The following is a 26,062-nucleotide window of genomic DNA, read 5'->3' on the forward strand; positions in this document are numbered from 1 at the left end:
GCCTTGTCGGCCCGGGGCGCCTCGGAAGTCGCTTGTCAGTTGCTCAAGCAGCACGACCATGGCATCCGGACCGGCCGGTGCCATAGGTAAAGACGAAGGTCGAGAGCTCGCGCATGGGCCCAGTATGGACCGCCGCCCGGCCACCGGGCCAACCACGGTTCGGATGGTGAGACGAAAAGATTCACGGCCGCGCCGGTAGAATCGACAAATAGCCCCCTCTCGGGGAACCCCTCCTACCGCCGGAAGGCCGCCGTAGTGTCATCAGCGCCCCCCGCTGCCGCGCCCGACGTCACCAACCCGGACGTAGTCCTCGTTGTCGACTTCGGCGCCCAGTACGCCCAGCTCATCGCCCGCCGTGTCCGTGAGGCCCGGGTCTACAGCGAGATCGTCCCGTCCACCATGCCGGTGGCCGAGATGCTGGCCAAGAACCCGAAGGCGATCATCCTCTCCGGCGGCCCGTCCTCCGTGTACGCGGAGGGCGCCCCCCGCCTCGACCGCGCGATCTTCGAGGCGGGCGTCCCCGTCTTCGGCATGTGCTACGGCTTCCAGCTGATGGCGACCACCCTCGGTGGCACCGTCGACAACACCGGAGCCCGCGAGTACGGCCGTACCCCGCTGCACGTCACCAAGGCCGGCTCCACCCTCTTCGAGGGCACGCCGGTCGAGCAGTCCGTGTGGATGTCGCACGGCGACGCCTGTTCCGCCGCCCCCGAGGGCTTCGCCGTCACCGCCTCCACCGACGTGGTGCCGGTCGCGGCCTTCGAGAACGACGAGAAGAAGCTGTACGGCGTCCAGTACCACCCCGAGGTGCTGCACTCCACGCACGGCCAGCAGATCCTGGAGCACTTCCTCTACCGCGGCGCCGGCCTCCAGCCCACCTGGACGACCGGCAACGTCATCGAGGAGCAGGTCGCGGCCATCCGCGCCCAGGTCGGCACCAAGCGCGCCATCTGCGGTCTCTCCGGCGGCGTCGACTCCGCCGTGGCCGCGGCCCTGGTGCAGAAGGCCATCGGCTCCCAGCTGACCTGCGTGTACGTCGACCACGGTCTGATGCGCAAGGGCGAGACCGAGCAGGTCGAGAAGGACTTCGTGGCCGCCACCGGCGTCCAGCTGAAGGTCGTCGACGCCCAGGAGCGCTTCCTCACCGCCCTCGCCGGCGTCTCCGACCCGGAGACCAAGCGCAAGATCATCGGCCGTGAGTTCATCCGCGTCTTCGAGCAGGCGCAGGCCGAGATCGTCGCCGAGGGCGCCGCTGACGGCGAGGAGGTCGCCTTCCTCGTCCAGGGCACCCTCTACCCGGACATCGTCGAGTCCGGCGGCGGCACCGGCACGGCCAACATCAAGTCCCACCACAACGTGGGCGGCCTCCCCGAGGACCTGGAGTTCGAGCTCGTCGAGCCGCTGCGCCAGCTGTTCAAGGACGAGGTCCGCATGGTCGGCCAGGAGCTCGGCCTGCCCGAGGAGATCGTCCAGCGCCAGCCCTTCCCGGGCCCCGGCCTCGGCATCCGCATCGTCGGCGAGGTCACCAAGGAGCGCCTGGACCTGCTGCGCGAGGCCGACGCCATCGCCCGTGAGGAACTGACCGCGGCCGGTCTCGACCGGGAGATCTGGCAGTGCCCGGTCGTGCTGCTCGCCGACGTCCGCTCCGTGGGCGTCCAGGGCGACGGCCGCACCTACGGCCACCCGATCGTCCTGCGTCCCGTGTCTTCCGAGGACGCCATGACGGCCGACTGGTCGCGCCTGCCCTACGAGGTGCTCGCCCGGATCTCCACCCGGATCACCAACGAGGTCGCCGACGTCAACCGCGTCGTCCTCGACGTGACCAGCAAGCCCCCGGGCACCATCGAGTGGGAGTGACCCCTCCCGCCCGCCGCTGAAGCCGCCGTCCCCGCGCGCCCGCCGCCCGGGGACGGCGGCTTCTCCGCGTCCGGGCCGCTCGCCCGGGATCCGTGGCTCATGGCGTGGTCGGGGCGAGGATCACCCGCGCGGAAACCGAACTCCTGTCGTCACACCATCGCTTCACCTTTCTGTACGTCAATGGGATGGAGCGGCAATCACCCTCCGGTGGGGCGCACGCGGCAGCGCCGGGAGCCTTTGGTGCGGCACAATTCCGGGGAATGAGCGGCCGGTTGACCGATCGGGGCCACCTCGGACCCCCGGCACGTGCCGTGAGGTGAGCCCGGGCAGCGGGCTCGGGAAGTGAGCACCGTGGCGGTTCAAGAAGCGGGACAGTACGGCGCCCGGTCCGGCGAGCACCCGGCGGCCTGTGCCGGCTGCGCGCACTGCGGACGGGCCGGACACCGCGAGGCCGTGGCCGCCTTCCTCGCCCGCCGCGACCAACTCGCCGCCGGCCACGGCGTCCCCGCCGCCGTCGCCCACTCCCCGGTCGCCGCCCGCCAGTGGGTCTCCGACGAACTGGCCCAGTCCGCCCGGGCCGTCACCGACCGGGGCCGCGAGGCGGGCGCGGCCTGGCTCGCCCGCGTCCGCCTCGGCGGCCTCGCCAGCGTCTGGGGCACCGTGCTCGCCCTGCTCCTCGGCCAGGCCCTCACCGCCGCCGGAACCGGCTGGACCCCGGCCCGCACCGCCGCCCTCTGCACCGCCCTGGTCCTGGCCGCCCTGCTCAGCGGCGCCGCGCACCTCCACCGCGCCCGCGGCGGGCTCCTCGCCCCGCTCGTCGGCGAGGACAACCGGCTCTCCACCACCCGGGCCGTCGCCGCCGCCTGGCTCCTGTTCCTCGTCTACACCCTTCTCTTCCTGGCCCTCCGCTCACCCGGTGCCTCCGCCTTCGCCCCCGCCCGGGGCGCGGGACTGCTCGCGGTCTTCGCCCTCGTCGCGGCCGTCACCGTCACCTCCCGTCTCGTCGTCTCCGCCCGGATCACGGCGCGGCGCCTCCAGAAGGTGCGTGCCGACCGCCCGAGGGCCGCCGACCTCTTCTGTGACGACAGCGGCCGCGCCGACCTCGCCGACGTCCAGTACCTCCTCGTCTCCGCCGCCGTCCTGATCCTCGCGGGCACCCGCCTCACCGCGGCGCCGACCGGCCTCCCCGAACTGCCCTGGTCGCTCGTCCTCCTCCTCGCCGTCTCCGCCGCGTGGCGGCTCGCCGCGACCTGCACCGAGGGCGTCCGCCCCACCATCCACGCCGTCGTCCGGTCCCGGGAGGCCGGCGACCTGGACGCCCCCATCCGCACGGGCGACGACATCGAGATCCGTGGCTACGGCTTCGTCCCGCCGGGTGCCGGCACCCCGGAGCCCCTCACCCGGCTCGTCGTCCGCATCGGCACCGTCCACGCCCATGTCCCCCTGGTCCCGGTCCCGGGCGGCTTCGCCAACCCCACCGACACCGCCCTCACCGTCCCCCTCCCGGCCGACGTCGAGCCGGGACGGGTGGAGGTGTCGGTCGTGACGGCGGCGGGCATCGAGAGCAACCGGGTCACCATCGACGTCCTCGACTGAACCGTGCCGCCGGCGCACGACCTTCTGTCCGGGCGCCGTTCACGCGCCGTGTACCGCGGTGCGCGTGGGGGTGACCGGCCCCGGGGGGAGCGTGGGGCCTTCCGTGTGTCCTCCCGGCCCCGGTGCGGAGAGAATCGTTCCGCGAGGAGTCGTTCGGGGAGTGGAGAGGTGACCGGCGATGACAGGACAGGCCGACCGGCAGAACGACACAGCGGACGACAGGGAGTCGCCCAGGGCTCCGTCCACGGGCTCCGACGCGGCGGGTGGTCCCGCGTCCGGGCCGGCGGGTGGTCTCGCGTCCGGGCCGGCGGGTGGTCTCGCGTCCGGGCCGGCGGCTCGCCGGGGCGCACTCGCCCGGTGGAAGGCCACCGCCTCCCGCTACGCCCTCCTTCCCCTCCGGATCTTCCTCGGCGTCACCTTCGTGTACGCGGGTCTCGACAAGCTGACCGACACCTCCTTCCTCGCCGACACCGGCACCGGATCCATCGGCGAGACCATGCGGGGGGTCCGCGACAGCTCCGCAGTGCCCGCCCTGGTCGACCTCGCCCTCCACAGTCCCAGCGGCTTCGGATACGCCCTCGCCCTCGGCGAGCTCGCCGTCGGGATCGGAACCCTCCTCGGCCTCCTCGCCCGGGTGGCGGCGCTCGGCGGCGCGCTGATCTCGCTCAGCCTCTGGCTGACCGTGAGCTGGCAGGTGTCCCCCTACTACCTGGGCAACGACCTCGCCTATCTGATGGCCTGGCTGCCGTTGCTGCTCGCCGGCGCCCCGGTTCTTTCGCTCGACCGGCTCCTCGCCGCACGACGTCGTATGCGATAGGCCACCCATGTCACCAGGCCGGCCAGCCCCAGGCCGCCGCACAGCACCGGCACCACCCCGTACCAGGGCGTGGCCCAGGCCTCCACGGCGTCACCCCCGTAGACCACGGCGAGGGTGAGGGCCGTCAGACCGAGGACGAGCCTGCCCGGGCGGAATTCATGAAGCAGCACGGATGACCTCCACCTGTCCCAGTCCGACCTCCAGCGAGAGGTCCAGCGTGCCCGCCGGGGCGGTCCCGGCCGGCGGGGTGAGCGTCCGGGTCTCGTCCCGGTCCGGTGCGATGTCGATGTCGTCGGGCGGCTGCCCCGGCAGCTGCAGGTCCCCGAGCCCCATCTCGGCACGGAGCTTCACCACCGCGTCCTTCGGCACGATCACCTCGACCTTCCCGGCGCCGACGTTCACCCGGGTCCCGACGGTGGTGCCCGCCGGTACCGCGAGGCGCGAGAGGTCGAGCGTGCCGACCCCGGTACCCACCTCGTAGTCCGCGCGCACCGCGCCCACCGTGGCGGGCTGCCACGTCTCCCGCACCCACTCGGTCGTGATCCGCTGGGGCAGGGCCACTGCCACGGCGAGCAGCAGGGCCGTGGACACGGTCTGGAAGACGGTGCCGAAACCGGTCCGGCCGAGGAAGCTGCTGACGACGAGGCCCAGGCCGAACACCGCGAGGGCGGCGACCAGACCCGTCTGCAGGCTCCGTCCCAGCGGCTCGGTCTCCCAGGTCAGGGCCGTGCCCAGCACGGCGGCGAGGCAGGCGAACAGGTGGACCAGGCCGCTGATGGACCACGGCGTGCGGCGTATGGACGGGGCCGGCCGCTCGGCGGCGGATCCGTCCGGGCCCCACTGCTGTCCCGGCTTCGGTACCTCGCCGTTCACCCGGCCGTCCGCGTCCACGACGCCGTGCGGGCCCCAGAGGTAGCCGATGGCGATCTTGCCCGTCGAACCGTCTTTGACGATGGGGTCCTTCCACCAGGACGGGAACTCGACCAGCGGGGGCGCCTTCGTCTCCGGCGGGGCTTCGGCCACGGCTATGGCCGCCGCCACATCCCTCCGCAGCTCGTCCTCCCCGCTCGCCGTTCTGCGCCGCTGCGACCACACCGCCGCCCCGCACACCGCCAGGGTCGACGTGAGGGCGAAGCCCAGGATCGACCCGCTGCGCAGCATCGACAGGAAGACCCCGCAGCCCACCAGGGCCAGGAGCACCGCCGCCAGCGAGGCCCCGGACACACGGCCGGTCAGAAGTCTGCGGCCCTCGTTCTCCTCCTCTCCCGCGAGCGGGAGGAGCAGCCACGCGAAGCCGTAGAAGATCAACCCGACACCGCCGGTCACCGACAGCACGCCGACCACCACGCGGAAGATCACCGGGTCGAGGTCGAAGTGCCGGCCGAGACCACCGCAGACCCCGCCCACGACCTTGCTCGCACGCGAGCGCCGCAGCGGCGGCACGGACAGGGCCTCCGCCGTCGGCGGGGCCTCGGGAGGCGAAGGCGTCGAACTCGTCATGCGTCCATGGTGACCGCCCGTGACCTTCGGCGGCACCGGGGACGACCCTGGCGCGACCCTGATATTCCAGACCCCCGTTGCCCTGAGGCCGTACCAGGGACGAACTCAGGGCCGCCCCTGATGTCCGCGGGGGACCCCCCGTGTGACGATCGGGGCATGTCCGCAGCCGCTCGTGTCACCGAGACCGACGAACCGCCCGTGCGCAGGCTCTACAGGAGCGCCGACGGGCGATGGCTCGGCGGTGTCGCGCGCGGCCTCGCCGGGCATCTGGGGCTGCCCGTCGTGTGGGTTCGTGCCGTCTTCACGGTGCTGCTGCTCACCGACGGCCTCGGCGTCCTGCTGTACGCGGTCTTCTGGATCGTCGTCCCGCTGGGCGTCGGCGGCCGGGCAGCCCCCCGCCCCGTCTTCGAGACGATGCCCGACGGCAGACGCCGGCTCCGCAAACCGGACCGGGGGCAGGTCTTCGCCCTGGTCGCGCTGGCCATCGGCGCGGCCGTCTTCATCGGCAACATCAATCTCGACAAGGAGACCGGACGCTACGTCTGGCCGACGCTCCTCATCGGCGTCGGCGTGGTCCTCGTCTGGCGCCAGGCGGACAACGCCCGCCGTGCCAGCTGGACCGACCCCGACCGCCGCAGACGCGCCCTCCAGCTCGCCCGGGGCCTTGTCGGCGTGGCCCTGGTCGGCACGGGGCTCGCCGTGTTCGTCGTGGTGCGCGGTTCCGTCGCCCAGCTCGGCACCGCCCTGACCGCCGCGGTCGCCGTCCTCACCGGCATAGCCCTGCTGGCCGGCCCGTGGCTGGTCCGGATGTCCCAGGACCTCTCCGAGGAGCGCACCCTGCGCATCCGCGCCCAGGAGCGGGCCGAGGTCGCCGCCCACGTCCACGACTCCGTCCTCCACACCCTCACCCTGATCCAGCGCAACGCCGAGGATCCGGGAGAGGTCCGCCGTCTCGCCCGCGCCCAGGAGCGGGAGCTGCGGAACTGGCTCTACAGGCCGGAGGGCACGGGCAGGGACGAGGAGCCCGAGACCCTCGCCGAGGCGGTCAAGCGGGCCGCCGCAGAGGTCGAGGACAAGCACGGCGTCCCGCTGGAGGTCGTGGTCGTCGGCGACTGCCCGCTCGACGAGAAACTGACCGCACAGATGCAGGCCGCACGCGAGGCGATGGTCAACGCCGCCAAGTACGGTGGCGAGGGAGGCGCGGTCCAGGTCTATGCCGAGGTGGAGGGCCGTACGGTCTTCGTCTCCGTGAAGGACAGGGGGCCGGGCTTCGACCTCGACGCCGTTCCCGAGGACCGGATGGGCGTACGAGAATCGATCATCGGCCGGATGCAGCGCAACGGGGGCTCGGCCCGGCTCAGATCCGTGCCGGACGGGGGCACCGAAGTGGAGCTTGAGATGGAGAGGGCGGACGGATGAGCGACGGGACAGCGACCGGGACGGGGGCGGGGGGCGCGGACCGCCGGGTGCGGGTCGTCCTCGTCGACGACCACCGCATGTTCCGCACCGGGGTGCAGGCGGAGATCGGCCGGACCGAGATCACCGGCGTCGAGGTGGTCGGCGAGGCCGCCGATGTCGACCAGGCGGTCACCGTGATCACGGCGACCCGGCCCGAGGTCGTCCTGCTCGACGTCCACCTGCCGGGGGGCGGAGGCGTGGAGGTGCTGCGCCGCTGCGCCGGGCTGATGGCCGCGGCGGAGGACCCGGTGCGGTTCCTCGCCCTCTCGGTCTCGGACGCCGCCGAGGACGTGATCGGTGTGATCCGGGGCGGGGCACGGGGTTATGTCACCAAGACGATCACCGGTACCGACCTGGTCGATTCGATCTTCCGGGTCCAGGAGGGCGACGCGGTCTTCTCGCCGCGGCTCGCCGGCTTCGTCCTCGACGCCTTTGCCTCGACCGACGCGCCGCCCGTCGACGAGGACATGGACCGGCTCACCCAGCGCGAGCGGGAGGTGCTGCGCCTGATCGCCCGGGGCTATGCCTACAAGGAGATCGCCAAGCAGCTGTACATCTCGGTGAAGACGGTCGAGTCACACGTGTCGGCGGTGCTGCGCAAGCTCCAGCTCTCCAACCGGCACGAGCTCACCCGCTGGGCGACGGCCCGCCGCCTGGTCTGACTCCGCCCCTCGGTCCCGGTGCCGATCCCCGGCGCCGGGACCCGGGTCCCAGGCCTCCCCCCGCCCCTCCGCTCCCGTCCTTCGGCGCCCGCCCCGGGCCCCCGCTCCCCGGCGCCCGCCCCGGGGCCGCCGGCGCCAGGCCACCGGTCGCCGACCCTCACCCCGGCCCGCGCGCCCAGCGCCCTCCCACCCGCCTCGGCAGCCCGGTGGCTCAGCCGACGCGGGTGGCTCCCGCGAAGGGCATCTCGTCGATCGGGGCCACTCGGATCGGGGCGCCCGGGCGGGGTGCGTGGATCATCTGGCCGCCGCCGATGTAGAGCCCGACGTGGCTGATGCCCGAGTAGAAGAAGACCAGGTCACCGGGGGCGAGCTGGGAGCGGGGGACGCGCCGGCCGGCGTTGATCTGGGTGTAGGTGGTGCGGGGCAGGGCCACGCCGGCGGCGCGCCAGGCCGCCTGGGTCAGCCCCGAGCAGTCGTACCCGGAAGGGCCCGTCGCCCCCCATACGTACGGCTTGCCGAGCTGGGCGCGGGCGAAGGAGATGGCCTGTGCGGCCCGGTTGGTCGGTGCGGTCACGGGGACCCGCTCGCCCCCGGAGGAACGATCCGCCCGCTCCCGGGACGCGCTGTCGGACGCCGCCTCGGTCGAAGCGGCGGCCGGGCCACCCGGTCCGCCGCCTGCGGCGGCCGACCGGGACAGGGCCGAGCGGTCGCGGGCCGCCTCCGCGGCTTCGTACCGGGCGCGTTCCTCCGCGGTCAGGCGGGTGAGCAGGTTCCGGGCCTCCGTGAGCTTGTCCAGGACCGCCGCCTTCTGCCGCCGCAGGTCCTCCTCGTGCCCGCGCAGGGCCGAGAGCCGGTCCACCGACTCCGCCCGCAGCTGCCGGATCGCGCCCAGCTCACGCCGTACCGAGGCGATGGCGGCCGCCTGACGGGCGCCGGCCTTCTCCGCGAGGGCGGCCCGCTCCAGGTACTGCTCGGGATCGGAGGTGAGCGCGAGCTGGACGGCGGGGTCGAGCCCGCCGGACCGGTACTGGGCCGCGGCGATCTTCCCGAGTCCGGCCCGGGCCGTGTTGAGCCGCTCCGTCCTGCGGGCGGCCTCGTCCCGCAGCCGGTCGAAGGCCGCGCGCGCCGCGTCCGCCTTCTCCTTCGCCCCGTTGTACCGCTCGGTCGCGACCTCGGCCTCCTGGTGGAGCCGGTCGACCTTCGCCTTCACCTGGGCCGTGGTGGGCCGGGGGTCGGCGTGTCCCGATCCCTCGAGGAGGGCCGTGGTCGCCGCCGAGGCGAGGGCGAGCGTGGCGGCGGTGCGGACCGCCTGGCCACCGAGGGGGAACGAGCGGGGTTTTCGGTGCGCTGCCACGAGGGCGGGTCACATCCTCTTCCTGACCGGGGACGGTGCCCGCCGGGCCGGCGGCGGCCCGCACAGGGGAGACGGACCGCCGCCGGTTTTTTCGGCGGGGGCGACCGACAGCCGCCGGGTGACCGGCGGTGGTGGGGAGCCGGCCACCTGCCGCAGGACGCTATGCGGGCCGGTTGCGTCCCGGCGGGGAGTTGACGTCAATTGACGTGACTTGGCGTTCCTCGATCGGTTGTTTTCGCTTCGAGCGGTGCGGTGTGTTTCCTTCCGGCAGGTCACCGACCGAAGCGCCGGAGACGGTGGACCCGGCCGCCGAGCGGTGCTAGGGCCCCGGCTAGGCTCCGCCCCATGGACGTCCTCATCAATGTCTTCGTCGCCCTGCACATCATCGGTATCGCCTCCCTCCTGGGCGGATTCCTCACCCAGATGAAGGCGATGGGAGCAGGTACGGCCCGCTTCACCCCCGCCATGCTGCACGGCGCGCTCACCATGCTGATCACCGGCATCGCGCTCGTCGGCCTCAACCAGGCCGACGACCAGACCGTGAACAACGTCAAGATCGGCGTCAAGCTGGCCGTCCTCGTCGTCATCCTCGCCCTCGTCTACGTCAAGCGGGACGAGGAGCGCGTCGACAAGGGCCTCTTCGGTGCCGTCGGCGGCCTGACCATGGCCAACATCTTCATCGCGACCCTCTGGGTCTGACGCGTCCGACGCTCCACCGCCGGCCGGTACAGCCCGTCCCGTGGCCGGTGCGACCGGTCCGTGTGACCCGTCTCGCGTCGCCGAAGCGCACCGGCCCGCCGAAGCCGGGACCGGATGTCGGTGGAGCGTCCTAGACTCGTGAGGCGATGAGCAGCCTCTTTGACGACAGCTTCCTGGCCGGCCTCCAGAACCACTCCTCGGAGGAGGCCCCGCCCCCGCCCGAGGACGACGACCACGGCACCCCGGCCGCGGAGGAGGTCCCGCACGACCTCTTCGGGGAGCACTTCGACGCGCCCCCGCCCCGGGACGCGCACTACCGCGACGGCGCCGCCCGGCCCGTCGTGGACGCCGCCGCGCTCCTGGAGGGGCTGAACGAGCAGCAGCGCGCCGCCGTCGTCCACACCGGCTCCCCCCTGCTCATCGTCGCGGGCGCCGGCTCCGGCAAGACGCGGGTGCTCACCCACCGCATCGCCCATCTCCTGGCCACCCGGCACGTCCACCCCGGCCAGATATTGGCGATCACCTTCACCAACAAGGCCGCCGGCGAGATGAAGGAGCGCGTCGAGCAGCTCGTCGGCCCCCGGGCCAACGCGATGTGGGTCATGACCTTCCACAGTGCCTGCGTCCGGATCCTGCGCCGCGAGTCGAAGAAGCTCGGCTTCACGTCCTCCTTTTCGATCTACGACGCGGCCGACTCGAAGCGGCTGATGTCCCTGGTCTGCCGCGACCTCGACCTCGATCCCAAGAAGTTCCCGCCGAAGTCCTTCAGCGCCAAGATCTCGAACCTCAAGAACGAGCTGATCGACGAGGAGGCCTTCGCCGACCAGGCCGCCGACGGCTTCGAGAAGACGCTCGCCGAGGCCTACCGGATGTACCAGGCCCGGCTGCGCGAGGCCAACGCCCTCGACTTCGACGACATCATCATGACGACGGTCCACCTGCTCCAGGCGTTCCCGGACGTCGCCGAGCACTACCGCCGCCGTTTCCGGCACGTCCTCGTCGACGAGTACCAGGACACCAACCACGCCCAGTACACCCTGGTGCGCGAGCTGGTCGGCACGGGCTACGAGGACCTCGGCCCGGCCGAGCTCTGCGTCGTCGGCGACGCCGACCAGTCGATCTACGCCTTCCGCGGCGCCACCATCCGCAACATCCTCCAGTTCGAGGAGGACTACCCGGACGCGACGACGATCCTCCTGGAGCAGAACTACCGCTCCACGCAGACGATCCTGTCCGCCGCCAACGCCGTCATCGAGCGCAACGAGTCCCGCCGCCCCAAGAACCTCTGGACGAACGCGGGCGCGGGCGCGCGGATCACCGGTTACGTCGCGGACACCGAGCACGACGAGGCCCAGTTCGTCGCCGACGAGATCGACCGGCTCACCGACGCGGGCGAGGCCAAGGCCGGTGACGTCGCCGTCTTCTACCGGACCAACGCCCAGTCCCGCGTCTTCGAAGAGATCTTCATCCGCGTCGGCCTGCCCTACAAGGTCGTCGGCGGCGTGCGCTTCTACGAGCGCAAGGAGGTCCGGGACGTCCTCGCGTACCTCCGCGTCCTCGCCAACCCCGAGGACACCGTCCCGCTCCGCCGCATCCTCAACGTGCCGAAGCGGGGCATCGGCGAGCGCGCCGAAGCCATGATCGACGCCCTCTCCCTGCGCGAGAAGATCACTTTCCCGCAGGCGCTCAAGCGGGTCGACGAGGCGTACGGCATGGCCGCGCGCTCCGCGAACGCCGTCAAGCGCTTCAACGCGCTGATGGACGAGCTGCGCACCATCGCCGAGTCCGGCGCGGGCCCCGCCGTCGTCCTGGAGGCCGTCCTGGAGCGGACCGGTTACCTGGCCGAGCTCCAGGCCTCCACCGACCCGCAGGACGAGACCCGCATCGAGAACCTCCAGGAGCTGGCCTCCGTGGCCCTGGAGTTCGAGCAGGAGCGCGGCGAGGGCGAGGGTACGGGCACGCTGGCCGAGTTCCTGGAGCAGGTCGCGCTCGTCGCGGACTCCGACCAGATCCCCGACGAGGACGAGGAGGGCTCGGGCGTCATCACCCTGATGACCCTGCACACCGCCAAGGGCCTGGAGTTCCCGGTGGTCTTCCTCACCGGCATGGAGGACGGCGTCTTCCCGCACATGCGCGCCCTGGGCCAGACGAAGGAGCTGGAGGAGGAGCGGCGCCTGGCCTACGTGGGCATCACGCGCGCGCGGGAGCGGCTCTACCTCACCCGTTCCTCGATGCGCAGCGCCTGGGGCCAGCCCTCGTACAACCCGGCCTCGCGCTTCCTGGAGGAGATCCCGCCCGCGTACCTGGAGTGGAAGCGGACCGGGCCGATGGTGAAGCCCGCCGGGCCGACCTCGGGCATCACCTCGTCCCTCTCCTCCTCGCGCTCCCGCTCGGGCCCGTCGGGCTTCGCGACGAGCCGGGCCGGTGACAAGCCGGTCGTCGCGCTCAAGGTCGGTGACCGGGTCACGCACGACCAGTTCGGTCTGGGCACGGTGATGGCGGTCGGCGGCGCCGGTCCGAACGCCGAGGCCACGATCGACTTCGGCGGCGAGAAGCCCAAGCGACTGCTGCTGCGGTACGCCCCGGTCGAGAAGCTGTAGCGCGATACGGGCGCCGCACGGCGAAGGCCCCGGCGAAAGCCGGGGCCCTGGTCGCAGGCAGCAGACAGCATGCAGCACGCCTCGTGCCGTACGTCTGTGACGTGGAGGCGGTTCAGCTGGTCGGGTCGAGGCCGTGGCTGCGGAGCCAGGCCAGCGGGTCGATCGCCGAGCCGCCGCCCGGCCGGACCTCGAAGTGGAGGTGGGGGCCGGTGGAGTTGCCGGAGTTGCCGGAGTACGCGATGACGTCACCGGCCTTGACCTCGCCGGAGCGGATCTTGGTGCTGCTGAGGTGGCAGTACCAGGTCTCCGTGCCGTCCTTCGCCGTCACGATCGCCATGTTGCCGTAGGCGCTGTTCCACTGGGTGCGGACGGTGCCGTCGGTCGCCGCCATCACCTTCGTGCCGTACTGGACGGGGAAGTCGATGCCGGTGTGGACGGACATCCAGTTGACGCCGGACTGGCCGTAACGCGCGCTGAGCTGGTGCAGCTTCACCGGCAGCACGAACTTCGGGCGCATCGCCTCACGGAGGGCCGCCTCCTCCGCGCGCTTCTTCCGCTCCGCCTCCTGGCGGACGCGGAGGTCGATGCGCTCCTGGGTGCGGCTGGCACGGTCGCCGAAGTCACGGGCGCCGTTGTCGAGCGCGACGAGCTGGGTGTCGAAGCGGTTGTTGGCGGCGATCTGCTGCACGGAGGCCTGGTCGGCCGCGGCGAGGGTGGTCGTGTCGTCCTTCTCGGACGCCGTGTTCTGCGGCGCGGTGAGCCCGCTGACGGAGGCGGCGGCGATGCCGGCGACGCCCATGACACAGGCGGAGGGAACGGCGACGGTCAGCAGGGCGGAGCGCTTGGCGGGGGTACGGCGACGGCCGCGGCCGCCGCCGGAGGTGCGGCGCGCGGAGCGGCCCGCACCGGTCTCGTCGGTGCGGAGCTCGACGGCCGGCCGGTGGACGGCGGCCGGGTCATGGTCCGTGCCGCCCTCGTACGCGTACTCCGCGGCGTCCCCGTCCCCGGCGGTGTCACCGTCCTCCTCGGACCGCGCCGGCTCGGGCACGAAGACGAACTCGGCGGTGTGGTCGCCGGTGTGGTCGGCGGCCGGCGCGTCGGCGGCGGAGGGGGAGCCGGCGTCGCTGTCGGTTCCGGTCGCGCGGCCGTGCTCCGGGTCGGCGTCGTACAGCGCCTCGGGGGTGTACTGCTGGGGGACGACCGGCTCGGCCTCGGCCGGCGCCTGGTTCCAGGCGGTCGCGTCGAAGGCACCGGTGTCGGTGGCGAAAGCGGGCGCCGCCCACTGGCCGGTCGCGTCGTACGACTCGTAGCCGTAGGTGTCCTGGGGGGCGTACGCGCCGGAGTGGACGGTCTCGTACGCGCCGGTCGCCTGCGCGTCGGTCCAGGCGGTGGCGTCCCACTGGCCGGTGGTGTCGTACGTGGTGGCGGCATCGTGGTGGGCGGTGCCGGGATACGCGGTGGTGGTGGCGGTGCTCCACTGGCCGGTGGTGTCCCACTGACCCGTCGCGTCGCCGTAGGTCTCGTACGCGCCCGTGGCGTCGGGCGTGGCGTAGGCGGTGGTGCCGGTGCCGGTGTCGTACTGCCCCAGATCCCATGAGCCGCTGTGGTCGGCCTGACCACCGGGATACGCGCCGAACAGCGGGTCGATGGCGAAGCTGCCGGTGGAGTGGGCGTCACCTTCGACGTACCCGGCGTAGGGGTGCTGGTCGTTCACCAACTTCTCTCTCGCCTCGGCAGCAGAACCAGTCCGGGGCGGGCCCGACGAGGGGTGTCCCGGGGGGAAGCAGTGGGCGCGACTGTACCCGGCGGTATGCGGCACGGACAATCTTCGGCGGGGTTTGAGGCCGCAGGAAACGGGCAATCGGCCGTGTTTCGCCAGCTCGTGGAGAGAGCTTTGGCCTTGTGTTCGAGAAACGTTCGAAGGGTCGTGTCGCCGCACGGTCATCACCCGCCCACCGGGGACTCGCCGCGCCTCCCCGGACTGGGCGCCGGACGGTCCACGGGCAGTCGCGACGTGGTCTGCGGACAGTCACCGAAGGAGCACGCGCGACTCCCCGGGCGGTCTTCGCGGGGCGGTCGTCGCAGGTCCGGAGCGATCCGGGGGTCCGGCCCTCGCTCTGCCGAGCAGGGTGTGCGCGTCCGGCGCGGCGGTCAGGCCACGGACGCGGCCCCCGGGTCGTCGTCCCCCGCCTCCGGGACGGCGGAGCCCTCGGCGTCCAGGGCCTCCAGGACCCCGGCGGCCACGGTGGGGTGGACCGGCAGCGCGAGATGGCCGATTCCGCTCACGCGCACGTCGTGCACCACGAGGTCGGCGTGGCGCAGCCGGGCCGTCTCCACCGGCACCATCACCCGGTCCAGGTCGCTCCAGAAGCTCACGAACCGCGTCCGGCAGCCCGGGGCCGGCTCCGCGAGTTCCCGCAGCACTTCGGAACCGGGCCGCATCTGCCGTACCAGCGGATGCGCGTCGGCGAGCGGCGCCACGGTGGTGCCCGCGTGGGGCGTGCCGAGCGTGACCAGGGTCCGGACCCGGGTGTCACCGCCCAGACGCTGGACGTAGTAGCGGGCGATGAGCCCGCCGAGGCTGTGCCCGACCACGTCCACCTCGTCGTGGCCCGTCCGCTCCCGGATCTCCTCCACCCGGCGGCCCAGGACCTCTGCCGCGGTGCGCAGATCGCAGGTGAGCGGCGAGTAGTTCAGCGACTCGACGCAGTCACGGCCGCCCCGCAGGAGGGCGCGCCGGAGCATGACGAAGACCGAACGGTTGTCGACGAAGCCGTGGAGCAGCACCACCGGCCGCCGGCCCGTGGCGCGCACCCGGCGCACCTCGCCGTCCGGGTCGGGGTCCCCGGCGGGGTCCGTGTCCGGCACGGGGGCGGGGGAGAGCCGCTCGGCGACGATGCCCGAGGGGTACAGGACGAGATGGCCGGTGAGGATGGCGAGCTCGAGAGCGGTGGCTTTCATCAGGGCGGTGACCTTGGTGAACTCCATCGCCGGCCTCCCTCCCGAACGGCGCGAGGGGCCGGACCGTACGGCGGTGCGCCGTACCCCCGTGCCGCGTGTCGGTGACGCGGAGGTACGGCGACACGCTGCGGCTCCCTTGCGGCCGCCCCCCGCTCGCTGCTGTGGGGCCCAGGAGGAGGGCCCGGAAGCGGGGGACGGCGCAGAGCGAACATGTCCCACGTGTGATTTCCCCCTCGCTGCCCACCGCGAAACGGCCGCTTGCGGGATGCTGTCGATAACGTTCGTTCACCTCCCCGGCAATCAGGCGCGGGGGTCGCATGTGGAGGCAGTGATGGGTGTGACCGGTCCGATCCGCGTGGTGGTAGCCAAGCCGGGTCTCGACGGCCACGATCGCGGGGCCAAGGTGATCGCGCGGGCGCTGCGCGACGCCGGTATGGAGGTCATCTACACGGGCCTCCACCAGACGCCCGAGCAGATCGTCGACACCGCGATCCAGGAGGACGCCGACGCGATCGGCCTCTCGATCCTCTCGGGCGCGCACAACACGCTGTTCGTGAAGGTCCTGGAACTCCTCAAGGAGCGCGACGCCGAGGACATCAAGGTCTTCGGCGGCGGCATCATCCCGGACGCCGACATCGCGCCGCTGAAGGAGAAGGGCGTGGCGGAGATCTTCACGCCGGGCGCCACCACGGCGTCCATCGTCGACTGGGTCAACGCCAACGTGCGCGTGGCGGTCTGACGCACCTTCGGATCCGAAGGGCTCTCCCGTGCGGGAGGGCCCTTCGCGCGTGCGGCCCGGAATTTTCGCCGGGGGCGGCGGACGGGACGGCCCGCACCCGGCGGGGAGCGAGCCCGTGGTGCCTTCCATTTCCGTACCCAAGCGATCCGTGGCGATCATCTTCGGGCAGTCCCGGTCCCGCCCTGGTGCGCTCCGTCACCGCGCCGTTACGTTCGGTGGCGCAGTGCTGGTACGAACGAGGCGGTAGAGCATGACTTCGGCACCCCGTATCGACGTCTCCACCTCGCTCCGCGACGGCGGGGCGGAACCCACCTCCCAGGAACTCGCCGAGCTGGCGGCGAGCCTCGCCACCGACGTCCTCTTCACCCTCCCGCTCGGCTCCGCCGGCGGAGCCGAACCCGACGCGACCTGGCAGCTGACCGGGGAGCGCGCGAGCGGCACGGCGGCCGTCTACTACGCGGAAGGGCGCACCCACCTGCGGAAGCCGTTCCTCTTCGCCGACGGGTTCAACTACGGCCCCAGCGACCTGCCCGCTCTCTACGGCCACTTCAACACGCCGTACGAGGAAGGCCGGCCGGGCTTCCTCGACCAGCTCCGCGCCCGCGGCTTCGACATCGTCCTGATCGGTTTCGACGAGCGCCACACCCACATCCAGCACAACGCCGAGGTCGCCCGCCAGGCGATCCTCCGCACCGTCGCCGAACGCCTCGGCGGCGAGCCGCTGGTCGTGGGCGGCGTCAGCATGGGCGGCATCATCACCCGGTACGCGCTCGCCAAGATGGAGAACGACGGGTACGACCACCAGACCGCCACCTACCTGTCCTACGACTCCCCGCACAACGGCGCCTGGATCCCCCTCGTCCTCCAGCAGATGGCGTACTTCTTCGAGAAGCTCGCACCCGCCGAGCCGTCCCAGGCCGCCCTGATCCGCAGTCCCGCCGCCCAGCAGCTGCTCTGGGCCTGGGTACCGGACTCCACGTACACCGGTGAGGTCGCCACCGCCAGTGAGCTGCGCCGGGAGTTCGTCCGCGAACTCGCCGACCTCGGCAACTTCCCGCGCCGGCCCCGGCTGCTCGGCGTCACCAACGGCCGCGGTGACGGCGTCGGCCGCCCGCTGCCGGCCGGTGAGATCGCCTTCGACTGGCAGGCGATCGTCGCGAGCGCCACCGCCCGCTTCCAGCCCGACAAGGGGACGGAGCAGCCGATCGGCGGCATGCACGCCGGTCTTCAGGTGCGCCGCTCCACCACCAGCGAGGTGCCCGCCCTGGACGGCGCGCCCGGCGGCACCCTGGACTCCTTCGGCAAGGTCGCGGACGCGATCAGCGCCAAGATCAGCGAGGAGTACCGCAGCGGCGCCTTCGTCCCGACGGTCAGCGCGGCCGCGCTCGACCACGACCCCGTCACCTGGGACGTCGACCCGAACCTCGACCTCCTCGACCAGGCCCCGGACCGCTTCCACCTGGACGACGTCGGCTTCGACACCGACAACACCACCCACGGCCAGGTCACCGCGCCCCTCGCCGAGTGGATCCTCGACCGGCTCACCTGACCGCCCGCCGGTCCGGCCCTCCGGACGGAGGGCCGGACCGTCCGGCGCCCTGGTCATCCGGCATCCGGGCCGTCCGTGCCCTCCCCGCCCAGGAGTTCGGCCCGCATCGCGGCCCGCAGCCGGAGGGTGGCCACCAGGCGCTGGAAGGCCTCCGACCAGTAGCCGCCCGCACCGGGCGAGAGGTCGTCGGCCTCCGCGGGCAGCGCCGTCAGCGCCTCCAGATGGCGCGTCGCGTCCGGCGCGAGGCAGCGCTCCGCCAGACCCATCACCCCGCTGAAGCTCCACGGATAACTCCCCGCCTCCCGCGCGGTGGCGAGCGCGTCGATCACCGCCCGGCCCAGCGGTTCCGCCCACGGCACGGCACAGACACCGAGCAGCTGGAACGCCTCCGGCAGGCCGTGGGCGGCGACGAACGCGGCCACCCACTCCGCCCGCTCGGCCGGCGGCAGCGTCGCCAGGAGCTGCGCCCGCTCGGCCGGCGACGCGATGCCGGGGCCCGTCGTCTGCGGGGCCGCCGGAAGCCCGAGGAGCGCGCGTGACCAGGCGGCGTCCCGCTGGCGCACGGCGGCCCGGCACCACGCGGCGTGCAGCTCCGGCTGCCAGTCGTCGGCGACGGGCAGCGCCACGATCTCCTCGGGGGACCGCCCGCCGAACCGGGCCCGCCAGGTGTCCAGCGGGGCCGCTTCGACGAGCTGCCCCAGCCACCAGGACCGCTCGCCCCGCCCGGACGGCGGATGGGGTACGACCCCGTCCCGGCGCATGCCCTCGTCGCATTCGTGCGGAGCCTCCACCACGACCGTCGGCGTGTCGGCCGTCCGGTCGAGGACGACACAGCTCGCCGCCCGGCCGGCCATCCGCCCCGCGAGCGCCGAACGGGGCAGGGCCGACAGCAACTCGGCGGCGGTCGCCCGCACGTTGCGGCTCCGGTCGGTGAGAGCGGCCTCCAGGAACTCCTCGTCCGCGTCGGACAGCCCCGCCCGCAGCGAGTCCAGGAACATCAGGCGGTCCTCCGCCCGCTCGGTCGCCCAGGTGGAGGCGAGGAGCGCACGTCCCGCCGCCGCGTCGGCCGCCCGTACGGCTCCGAGCAGGGCGACCCGCTCCGCGAACAGGCCTTCCTCCCACAGGGCCAGGACGGACTCCCGGTCCGCCGGGTCCGGCAGGCTCCCGCCCGCTCCCGCGCCCCGGAGGGCGAAGCGCCAGTCCGGGTTGAGGCGCGCCAGCCACAGCCCGCGCGGTCCGGCGAGGGCGAGCGCCCGCGGCCGCAGGTCGGTCCGCGCCCGCGCCGCGTCCAGCAGCGCCGGCAGGACGGCCGGCGGTGCCTTGTAGCCCAGCTCCACGGCCAGCGCCAGCCACTGCGGGAGCAGTTCGGCGAGGTCGGGCGTGATGCCGCGGCGCCCCCCGGCGGGCGAGGGCGCCACCCGGCCCGCGAGCAGCTGCTCCAGCCGGCGGCGGGCCGCCCCGGGCAGGGCGGGGCGCCCGTCCTCAGCGGCGGGTTCCGGGCGCGGAGCGGCCCGCCCGGGCAGCAGCCCCGCCCTGCGCCGTACGGTGTGCAGCGCGGCGGCGTCGAGCAGCGCGCCCGGCAGCGCGGCGGCGTCGAACACGGCCTGCGACGGTGCCCCCGCCGCACCGCTCGCACGCCCCGGCGTCCGCCGGTCCGTCCCCAGCAGCGCGGAGGCGACCAGCTCCTCCCACGCCTCCGCCTCGGCGGGGCCGGGCGACGCACCCGCTCCGGGTCGCGCGGATCCCGACCCCGGACCCGGCCCGGTGCTCCCGGTCGTCCCGGTCGACTCCGTCGTCACGGTCGTCGGTGCGGTCGTGTCCATCGGGCTCCTCCGGGCGGTCGGGGATCGGTGCGGGGGGTCATACGAGCGGGACCGTCTCGTGCGGGGACTCCGGGGACCAGGCGGCCAGGGGGGCGAAACCCCGGTGTCCGCACTCGCCGAAGACGGTCACGGGGGCCCCGCCGGACAGGGCGAGGAGGCGCCACAGGCCGGCGCGGGAGCGGGCGGCGGCGGTCAGGGGGAGGGCCTCGCGGCCGTCGGCGTCGGCGAGCTGCCAGCCGTACTCCGCCTGTGCGGGCACCACCTGGCCGAGGGTCACGGGCCAGGAGTCGAGCCACGGGTCCTCGCCCAGCATCCGGCCGTACGTGTCGAGGGCCCGGCCCACCGGCACCCCGGGCGGCGGCGCGGCCGGCACGTCCACCGGATCGAACCGCTCGCCCGGCTCGGCCCGCAGGCCGCCCGAACCCGCGTACGGGGTGAGCTCACCGGCCAGCACCCCGCCCACCGGGAACGCCAGCCGCGGCGCCCGCCCGGCCGCGCCGTAGGACAGCAGCAGCGCGGTCCGCCCGGATCCCGTGCCGTACAGCCAGATGCGACGGGTGGTCAGCCGGCCGTCGGCCGTGTCGTACTGGGCGAGGACGAGCCACCGGTCCCGCACCGGAGTTCCGTCGGCGGGCGCGGTGAGGCCCACCCGGGTCCGTACCGTCGCCGCGAGCGGGGTGGGCAGCCGGTCGGCCGACAGCCAGGCCCGGTCGAGAAGATGGATCAGGGCGCACTCCTCCAGGAGCCGCACCGGCCAGCCCGGCCCGGAGCCCGGTATCGCGGCCAGGTCCCGGACCCGGCCGGCGAGGCCCGGCGCCTGGGCGTCGACCATGCGCGCCGCGGTCTCCTCCCACAGGCCGTACCCCGCCTGCCCCGCCGCCGCGAGGCCACCCCGCAGCAGGTCCGCGAGGCGCCGCTCCAACTCCTCGGTGCCCGCGGTGATCCGGGCCGCCCTGCGCTCCGCGCGCCGGCGCGCCGCGCCGGGGTCGGCCGGGCCGTCCGGCGTGTCCCCCGTGGCCCGCCGGACGGCCGACTCCGCGCGGCCGCGCCGTCCCGCGAGCCACTCCCCGGCCCAGTCGGGCGCCGGCGCCTCCGGTACGGCGGCCTCGTCCGAGGCGGCGAGCAGCAGCAGGCCCAGCGCGTGCTTGCACGGGAACTTGCGGCTCGGACAACTGCACCGGTAGGCGGGTCCCGTGCCGTCCACGACCGTCCGGTACGGCGTCCTGCCGCTGCCCGCGCACAGCCCCCACACCGCCCCCTCGCCGCGGCCCGTCCCGGACCACGACGCGGCCCCAGCCAGCTTGCTCCCCGCCCGGCGTGAGGCCTCGTCAGGAGCCAGCGCCAGCACCTGCCCGGCCGTCCCGGGCACCCCCATGGCATTCATGTCACCGACCGTAGAGGCCGCCACTGACAACGCCCCGGCGCCGCCTCCCCGCACCCCGACGAAACTGCCCCTGACCTGCGGCGACGGCCGATTGTCAGTGACATGGTGCACCGTGGATCGCACAGCAGGTCGAACGATCTGGAGGGGGACCCATGACCGTGCCCGAAACCATCCCGCAGCCCCTGACCGGCGCCGCGCAGGACACCGCCCCGGCCGCCCCGGGGCCCGTCACGGAAGCCCTGCGGCCCCACGCGGAACACGCCTTCGCCCACGAACTCACCGCGCTCGCCGCCGCCGACGACCGGCCCCGGCCCACCCGGTGGCGCCTCTCACCCTGGGCCGTCGCCACCTACCTCCTCGGCGGCACCCTCCCCGACGGCACCCTGATCACCCCCAAGTACGTGGGCCCGCGCCGCATCGTCGAGGTCGCCGTCACCACCCTCGCCACCGACCGGGCGCTCCTCCTGCTCGGCGTCCCCGGCACCGCCAAGACCTGGGTCTCCGAGCACCTCGCCGCCGCCGTCAGCGGCGACTCCACCCTCCTCGTCCAGGGCACCGCCGGCACCCCCGAGGAGGCCATCCGGTACGGCTGGAACTACGCGCGGCTCCTCGCCGAGGGCCCCAGCCGCGCCGCCCTCGTGCCCAGCCCGGTCATGCGCGCCATGGCCCAGGGCATGACGGCCCGCGTGGAGGAACTCACCCGCGTCCCCGCGGACGTGCAGGACACCCTCATCACGATCCTGTCCGAGAAGACGCTGCCCGTCCCGGAACTCGGCGAGGAGGTCCAGGCCGTCCCCGGGTTCAACCTGATCGCCACCGCCAACGACCGCGACCGGGGCGTCAACGACCTCTCCAGCGCGCTGCGCCGCCGCTTCAACACGGTGGTGCTGCCGCTGCCCGCCACCGCCGACGCCGAGGTCGACATCGTCACCCGGCGCGTCGCACAGCTCGGCCGCTCCCTGGAGCTCCCCGCCGTCCCGGAGGGCGTGGAGGAGATCCGCCGGGTCGTCACCGTCTTCCGCGAGCTGCGCGACGGCGTCACCACGGACGGACGCACCAGGCTCAAGTCCCCCTCGGGGACGCTCTCCACCGCCGAGGCCATCTCCGTCGTCACCGGCGGCCTCGCCCTCGCCGCCCACTTCGGCGACGGCGTGCTGCGCCCTGGCGACGTCGCCGCCGGCATCCTCGGCGCGGTCGTCCGTGACCCCGCCGCCGACCAGGTGATCTGGCAGGAGTACCTGGAGACGGTGGTCAGAGAACGGGACGGCTGGAAGGACTTCTACCGCGCCTGCCGCGAGGTGAGCGCATGACGCCCTCCACCCTCACCGCACCCGCCGGCCCCCCGCCCAACGCCAGGGCGCCGCGCGAACGGGACGGCGGGCCGCTGCTGCTCGGCGTGCGGCACCACGGACCCGGCTCCGCCCGGGGCGTACGGGCCGCGCTGGACGCCGCCCGGCCCGAGGCCGTCCTCATCGAGGGCCCCGCCGAGGCCGACGCGCTCGTCGCCCTCGCCGCCGACCCCGCGATGCGGCCCCCCGTCGCCCTGCTCGCCCACGCCGTCGACGACCCGGGCCGCGCCGCCTTCTGGCCGCTGGCCGCGTTCTCGCCCGAGTGGGTCGCGATCCGCTGGGCGCTCGACCGGGGGGCCACGGTCCGGTTCATCGACCTGCCCGCCGCCCACACCCTCGCCGCCTCCGATCCCACCTGGCGGGACGACGAGGAGTCCGCCGACGGCGGCGTCCGCGTCGACCCGCTCGCCGAACTCGCCCGCGCCGCCGGGCACGAGGACGCCGAACGCTGGTGGGAGGACGCCGTGGAACTCCGGGGCGGCGGCGACCCCCTCGCCCCCTTCGCGGCGCTCGCCGAGGCCATGGGCGCCGTCCGCGAGGCGCACGGCGACGGCGGCGACCCCCGCGACCCGGTCCGCGAGGCCCACATGCGGCTGCGGCTGCGCGAGGCCCGCAAGGAGTTCGGCGACGCCGTCGCCGTCGTCTGCGGCGCCTGGCACGTCCCCGCCCTCGCCCGGAGGACCACCGCCACCGCCGACCGGGCCCTGCTCAGGGGCCTGCCCAAGGTGAGGACCGAGCTGACCTGGGTGCCCTGGACCCACCGCAGGCTCGCCCGCCGCTCCGGTTACGGCGCCGGCATCGAGGCACCCGGCTGGTACGGGCACCTCTTCGCCGCCCCCGACCGCCCGGTCGAACGGTGGATGACCAAGGTCGCCGGCCTCCTGAGGGCCGAGGACCACCCCGTCTCCACCGCCCACGTCATCGAGGCCGTCCGCCTCGCCGAGACCCTCGCCGCCCTGCGCGGCCGGCCGCACCCCGGCCTCGACGAGACCACCGACGCCGTCCGCGCCGTCCTCTGCGAGGGCTCCGACGTACCCCTCGCCCTCGTCCGCGACCGGCTCGTCGTCGGCGACGACCTCGGCGAGGTCCCGGCCGCAGCCCCCGCCGTACCCCTCCAGCGCGACCTCACCCGCCACCAGCGCGGCCTGCGCCTCACGCCGGAGGCGCAGGAACGCACCCTCGAACTCGACCTGCGCAAGGACACCGACGCCGCCCGCAGCCGCCTGCTGCACCGGCTGCGGCTGCTCGGCGTCGACTGGGGCCGGCCCGCCGCCGGCCGGGCCGGCACCGGCACCTTCCGGGAGACCTGGCACCTCCGCTGGGAACCGGAACTCCACGTCAGGGTCGCCGAGGCCGGCGTCTGGGGCACCACCGTCGAAGCCGCCGCCTCCGCCAAGGCCCGCTCCGGGGCCCTCGCCGCCACCGCCCTCGCCGACGTCACCGCCCTCGCCGAACACTGCCTCCTCGCCGGACTCACCCGGGCACTGCCCGTCGTGATCCGGGCGCTCGCCGACCGGGCCGCGCTCGACACCGACGTCGCCCACCTCGCCGACGCCCTCCCCGCCCTCGCCCGCTCCCTGCGGTACGGAGACGTCCGCGCCACCGACACCGGCGCCCTCGCCGACGTGGCCACCGGCCTCGCCGAGCGGATCTGCGTCGGCCTCCCGCCGGCCTGCGCCGGACTCGACGGCGACGCCGCCACCGCCATGCGCGAGCGGATCGACGCCGTCCACCGGGCGGTCGGCCTGCTGCCCGACTCCGCCGGCACGGCCGCCCGCTGGCGCGCCGTGCTCCACCGCCTCACCGGTCGCGACCGGGTGCCCGGCCTCCTGCGCGGACGCGCAGCCCGCCTCCTCCTGGACGAGGGCGGCATCGCCGAGGACGCGGCGGCCCTCCTCATGAGCCGCGCCCTCTCGCCCGCCGTCCCGCCCGCCGACGCCGCCGCCTGGATCGAGGGGTTCGCCGGCGGCGCCTCCGGAGGCGGACTGCTCCTCGTCCACGACGAACGGCTCCTGGGCCTCGTGGACACCTGGCTCACCGGCGTACCGGCCGAGGCGTTCACCTCCGTCCTGCCGCTGCTGCGCCGCACCTTCTCGGCGTACGAGCCCGGCGTCCGCCGCAGCCTCGGGGAGCTGGTCGCCCGCGGCCCCCGGGCCGGCGGGCCCGGCCGGTCCGCGCCCGTCACCCCCGGCTTCGCCGAGACCTCCGACCCCGGTCGGGCGGACGGCGTGCTGCCCCTCCTCCACCTCATCCTCGGCAGGGAGGCCCACCCGTGACCCCGACCACCGCCGACGAACGGCTCCGGCGCTGGCGCCTCGTCCTCGGCGGCGACGCCGACGGCACCGGCCACGCCCTCACCGGCACGGACGCCGCCATGGACGGTGCCCTCACCGCCCTCTACGGCCGGCCGGCCGCCGGCGACCGGGCCACCGGCCGCGACCGTTCCGGGGGACTCGGCGCCTCCGCGCCCTCCGTCGCCCGCTGGCTCGGCGACATCCGCGCGTACTTCCCCACCCCCGTCGTCCAGGTCATGCAGCGCGACGCCATCGACCGGCTCGGCCTCGCCACCCTCCTCCTGGAGCCCGAGATGCTGGCCGCCGTCGAGCCGGACGTCCACCTCGTCGGCACCCTCCTCTCGCTGGGCAAGGCTCTGCCCGAGACGACCCGGGAGACCGCCCGGGCCGTCGTCCGCACGGTCGTGGACGACCTGGAGAAACGGCTCGCCGGCCGCACCCGCGCCACCCTCACCGGCGCCCTCGACCGCTCCACCCGCGTCAGCCGCCCCCGCCACCGGGACATCGACTGGGACCGCACCCTCCGCGCCAACCTCAAGAACTACCTGCCCGAGTACGGCACGGTCGTCCCCGAGCGGCTCGTCGGCCACGGACGCGCCTCCCGGGCGGTGAAGAAGGAGGTGGTGCTCTGCATCGACCAGTCCGGCTCCATGGCCGCCTCCGTCGTGTACGCCTCCGTGTTCGGCGCGGTCCTCGCCTCCCTCCGCTCGCTCGCCACCCGGCTCGTCGTCTTCGACACCGCCGTCGCCGACCTCACCGAGCAGCTCGACGACCCGGTCGACGTCCTCTTCGGCACCCGCCTCGGCGGCGGCACCGACATCAACCGGGCCCTCGCCTACTGCCAGTCCCGCATCACCCGTCCGGCCGAAACCGTCCTCGTCCTCATCAGTGATCTGTACGAGGGGGGCATCCGCGACGAGATGCTCAAGCGGGTCGCCGCCATGCAGGCCTCCGGGGTGCGGTTCGTGTCCCTGCTCGCGCTCTCCGACGAGGGCACCCCGGCGTACGACCGGGAGCACGCGGCGGCGCTCGCGGCCCTGGGCGTCCCCGCCTTCGCCTGCACCCCCGACCTGTTCCCCGACATCATGGCCGCCGCCCTGGAGAAGCGCCCCCTGCCGATACCCGCGCCCTGACGCCGCCGCCCGCGCACGGGAGCCGGGCCCGCACGGGAGCCGGGCCCGCACCCGGGCCCCGCGCCTGAGAGCCGGGCCCGCGCCCGGGCGCCGAGTCCGGGCAGGGCCCCGCCGCGGGCGCGCCCGCACCCGCCCCGGACTTCCGGAACCCCGGGGGCCGACCCGCCCCTCCCCGGTGCGGAATCCGTCGCCCCCGCGCCACCCGCACGGACGCCCGCCGGCCCACTGAGGCCCATATCACACCCGTACGCCACGGGCCCTCACCCCGGCGCAGGGCGGGTCGTGAG

The 26,062-nt window shown here is 74.2% G+C and carries 18 protein-coding genes; 12 read left to right on the forward strand and 6 right to left on the reverse strand.

Annotated features, from left to right (window positions below; translation table 11 throughout):
• Nucleotides 1–255 precede the first annotated feature (255 nt).
• The 3 genes from guaA to ABTY40_RS13605 all read left to right on the forward strand — a co-directional run bounded on the left by guaA (nucleotide 256) and on the right by ABTY40_RS13605 (nucleotide 4,270).
• The gene (gene guaA, locus ABTY40_RS13595; protein WP_352059649.1) at nucleotides 256–1,857 is read left to right on the forward strand and encodes a glutamine-hydrolyzing GMP synthase; all 1,602 of its coding nucleotides are present in this window, start codon (nucleotides 256–258) and stop codon (nucleotides 1,855–1,857) included.
• A 351-nt stretch (nucleotides 1,858–2,208) separates the two neighbouring features.
• A complete protein-coding gene (locus ABTY40_RS13600; RefSeq protein WP_502990568.1) occupies nucleotides 2,209–3,453 on the forward strand; it encodes a hypothetical protein in 1,245 nt (414 codons plus the stop codon).
• A gap of 178 nt (nucleotides 3,454–3,631) precedes the next feature.
• The gene (locus ABTY40_RS13605; protein WP_352059651.1) at nucleotides 3,632–4,270 is read left to right on the forward strand and encodes a DoxX family protein; all 639 of its coding nucleotides are present in this window, start codon (nucleotides 3,632–3,634) and stop codon (nucleotides 4,268–4,270) included.
• Nucleotides 4,271–4,426: 156 nt separating this feature from the next.
• Here the strand turns inward: ABTY40_RS13605 and ABTY40_RS13610 are convergent, their stop codons facing one another.
• Nucleotides 4,427–5,770 (reverse strand): PspC domain-containing protein, encoded by a 1,344-nt coding sequence (locus ABTY40_RS13610; RefSeq protein WP_352059652.1) that lies wholly within the window; start codon nucleotides 5,768–5,770, stop codon nucleotides 4,427–4,429.
• Nucleotides 5,771–5,926: 156 nt separating this feature from the next.
• Between ABTY40_RS13610 and ABTY40_RS13615 the strand changes: the two genes are divergently transcribed.
• Nucleotides 5,927–7,189, forward strand: a complete 1,263-nt coding sequence (locus ABTY40_RS13615) for a PspC domain-containing protein (protein ID WP_352059653.1) — start codon at nucleotides 5,927–5,929, stop codon at nucleotides 7,187–7,189.
• Entirely contained in the window at nucleotides 7,186–7,890 is a 705-nt protein-coding gene (locus ABTY40_RS13620; RefSeq protein ID WP_352059654.1) for a LuxR C-terminal-related transcriptional regulator, read from the forward strand. Before ABTY40_RS13615 ends, ABTY40_RS13620 begins: the two co-directional genes overlap by 4 nt.
• 211 nt (nucleotides 7,891–8,101) lie before the next feature.
• Here the strand turns inward: ABTY40_RS13620 and ABTY40_RS13625 are convergent, their stop codons facing one another.
• Nucleotides 8,102–9,244, reverse strand: coding sequence for a C40 family peptidase (locus tag ABTY40_RS13625; RefSeq protein WP_352059655.1), 1,143 nt, complete (start codon nucleotides 9,242–9,244; stop codon nucleotides 8,102–8,104).
• Between the two features lie 345 nt (nucleotides 9,245–9,589).
• On the opposite strand from ABTY40_RS13625, the gene ABTY40_RS13630 reads away from it, so the two are divergent.
• Nucleotides 9,590–9,943, forward strand: coding sequence for a hypothetical protein (locus ABTY40_RS13630; protein WP_352059656.1), 354 nt, complete (start codon nucleotides 9,590–9,592; stop codon nucleotides 9,941–9,943).
• Nucleotides 9,944–10,089: 146 nt separating this feature from the next.
• Complete coding sequence (gene pcrA / locus ABTY40_RS13635) at nucleotides 10,090–12,543, forward strand: DNA helicase PcrA (protein WP_352059657.1); 2,454 nt, start codon at nucleotides 10,090–10,092, stop codon at nucleotides 12,541–12,543.
• Nucleotides 12,544–12,655: 112 nt separating this feature from the next.
• Here pcrA and ABTY40_RS13640 read toward each other — a convergent pair whose 3' ends face one another.
• Together ABTY40_RS13640 and ABTY40_RS13645 are read right to left on the reverse strand one after the other, a co-directional pair.
• Nucleotides 12,656–14,257 (reverse strand): M23 family metallopeptidase, encoded by a 1,602-nt coding sequence (locus ABTY40_RS13640; protein WP_352059658.1) that lies wholly within the window; start codon nucleotides 14,255–14,257, stop codon nucleotides 12,656–12,658.
• Nucleotides 14,258–14,694: 437 nt separating this feature from the next.
• Entirely contained in the window at nucleotides 14,695–15,531 is an 837-nt protein-coding gene (locus ABTY40_RS13645; protein WP_352059659.1) for an esterase/lipase family protein, read from the reverse strand.
• Between the two features lie 304 nt (nucleotides 15,532–15,835).
• Here ABTY40_RS13645 and icmB point away from each other — a divergent pair, with 304 nt between their 5' ends.
• Both icmB and ABTY40_RS13655 read left to right on the forward strand, forming a co-directional pair.
• A complete protein-coding gene (gene icmB, locus ABTY40_RS13650; RefSeq protein ID WP_309052690.1) occupies nucleotides 15,836–16,243 on the forward strand; it encodes a coenzyme B12-dependent isobutyryl CoA mutase small subunit in 408 nt (135 codons plus the stop codon).
• A 250-nt stretch (nucleotides 16,244–16,493) separates the two neighbouring features.
• Nucleotides 16,494–17,792, forward strand: a complete 1,299-nt coding sequence (locus tag ABTY40_RS13655; protein ID WP_352059660.1) for an alpha/beta hydrolase — start codon at nucleotides 16,494–16,496, stop codon at nucleotides 17,790–17,792.
• 53 nt (nucleotides 17,793–17,845) lie between these two features.
• Here the strand turns inward: ABTY40_RS13655 and ABTY40_RS13660 are convergent, their stop codons facing one another.
• Together ABTY40_RS13660 and ABTY40_RS13665 are read right to left on the reverse strand one after the other, a co-directional pair.
• Nucleotides 17,846–19,615, reverse strand: coding sequence for a DUF5691 domain-containing protein (locus ABTY40_RS13660; protein WP_352059661.1), 1,770 nt, complete (start codon nucleotides 19,613–19,615; stop codon nucleotides 17,846–17,848).
• Between the two features lie 37 nt (nucleotides 19,616–19,652).
• Nucleotides 19,653–20,999, reverse strand: a complete 1,347-nt coding sequence (locus ABTY40_RS13665; protein ID WP_352059662.1) for an SWIM zinc finger family protein — start codon at nucleotides 20,997–20,999, stop codon at nucleotides 19,653–19,655.
• A 152-nt stretch (nucleotides 21,000–21,151) separates the two neighbouring features.
• Between ABTY40_RS13665 and ABTY40_RS13670 the strand changes: the two genes are divergently transcribed.
• The 3 genes from ABTY40_RS13670 to ABTY40_RS13680 are packed head-to-tail and all read left to right on the forward strand — an operon-like array spanning nucleotide 21,152 to nucleotide 25,775.
• On the forward strand, nucleotides 21,152–22,309 hold the full coding sequence (locus tag ABTY40_RS13670; protein ID WP_352059663.1) for an AAA family ATPase: 1,158 nt from the start codon (nucleotides 21,152–21,154) through the stop codon (nucleotides 22,307–22,309).
• Entirely contained in the window at nucleotides 22,306–24,624 is a 2,319-nt protein-coding gene (locus tag ABTY40_RS13675; RefSeq protein ID WP_352059664.1) for a DUF5682 family protein, read from the forward strand. Before ABTY40_RS13670 ends, ABTY40_RS13675 begins: the two co-directional genes overlap by 4 nt.
• Nucleotides 24,621–25,775, forward strand: a complete 1,155-nt coding sequence (locus ABTY40_RS13680; protein ID WP_352059665.1) for a VWA domain-containing protein — start codon at nucleotides 24,621–24,623, stop codon at nucleotides 25,773–25,775. The genes ABTY40_RS13675 and ABTY40_RS13680 overlap by 4 nt, the downstream gene beginning before the upstream one ends.
• The last annotated feature ends 287 nt before the right edge of the window (nucleotides 25,776–26,062 follow it).

The sequence above is a fragment of the Streptomyces sp. NPDC126503 genome (assembly GCF_040302405.1).
GTDB classification, from domain to species: Bacteria; Actinomycetota; Actinomycetes; order Streptomycetales; family Streptomycetaceae; genus Streptomyces; species Streptomyces gulbargensis.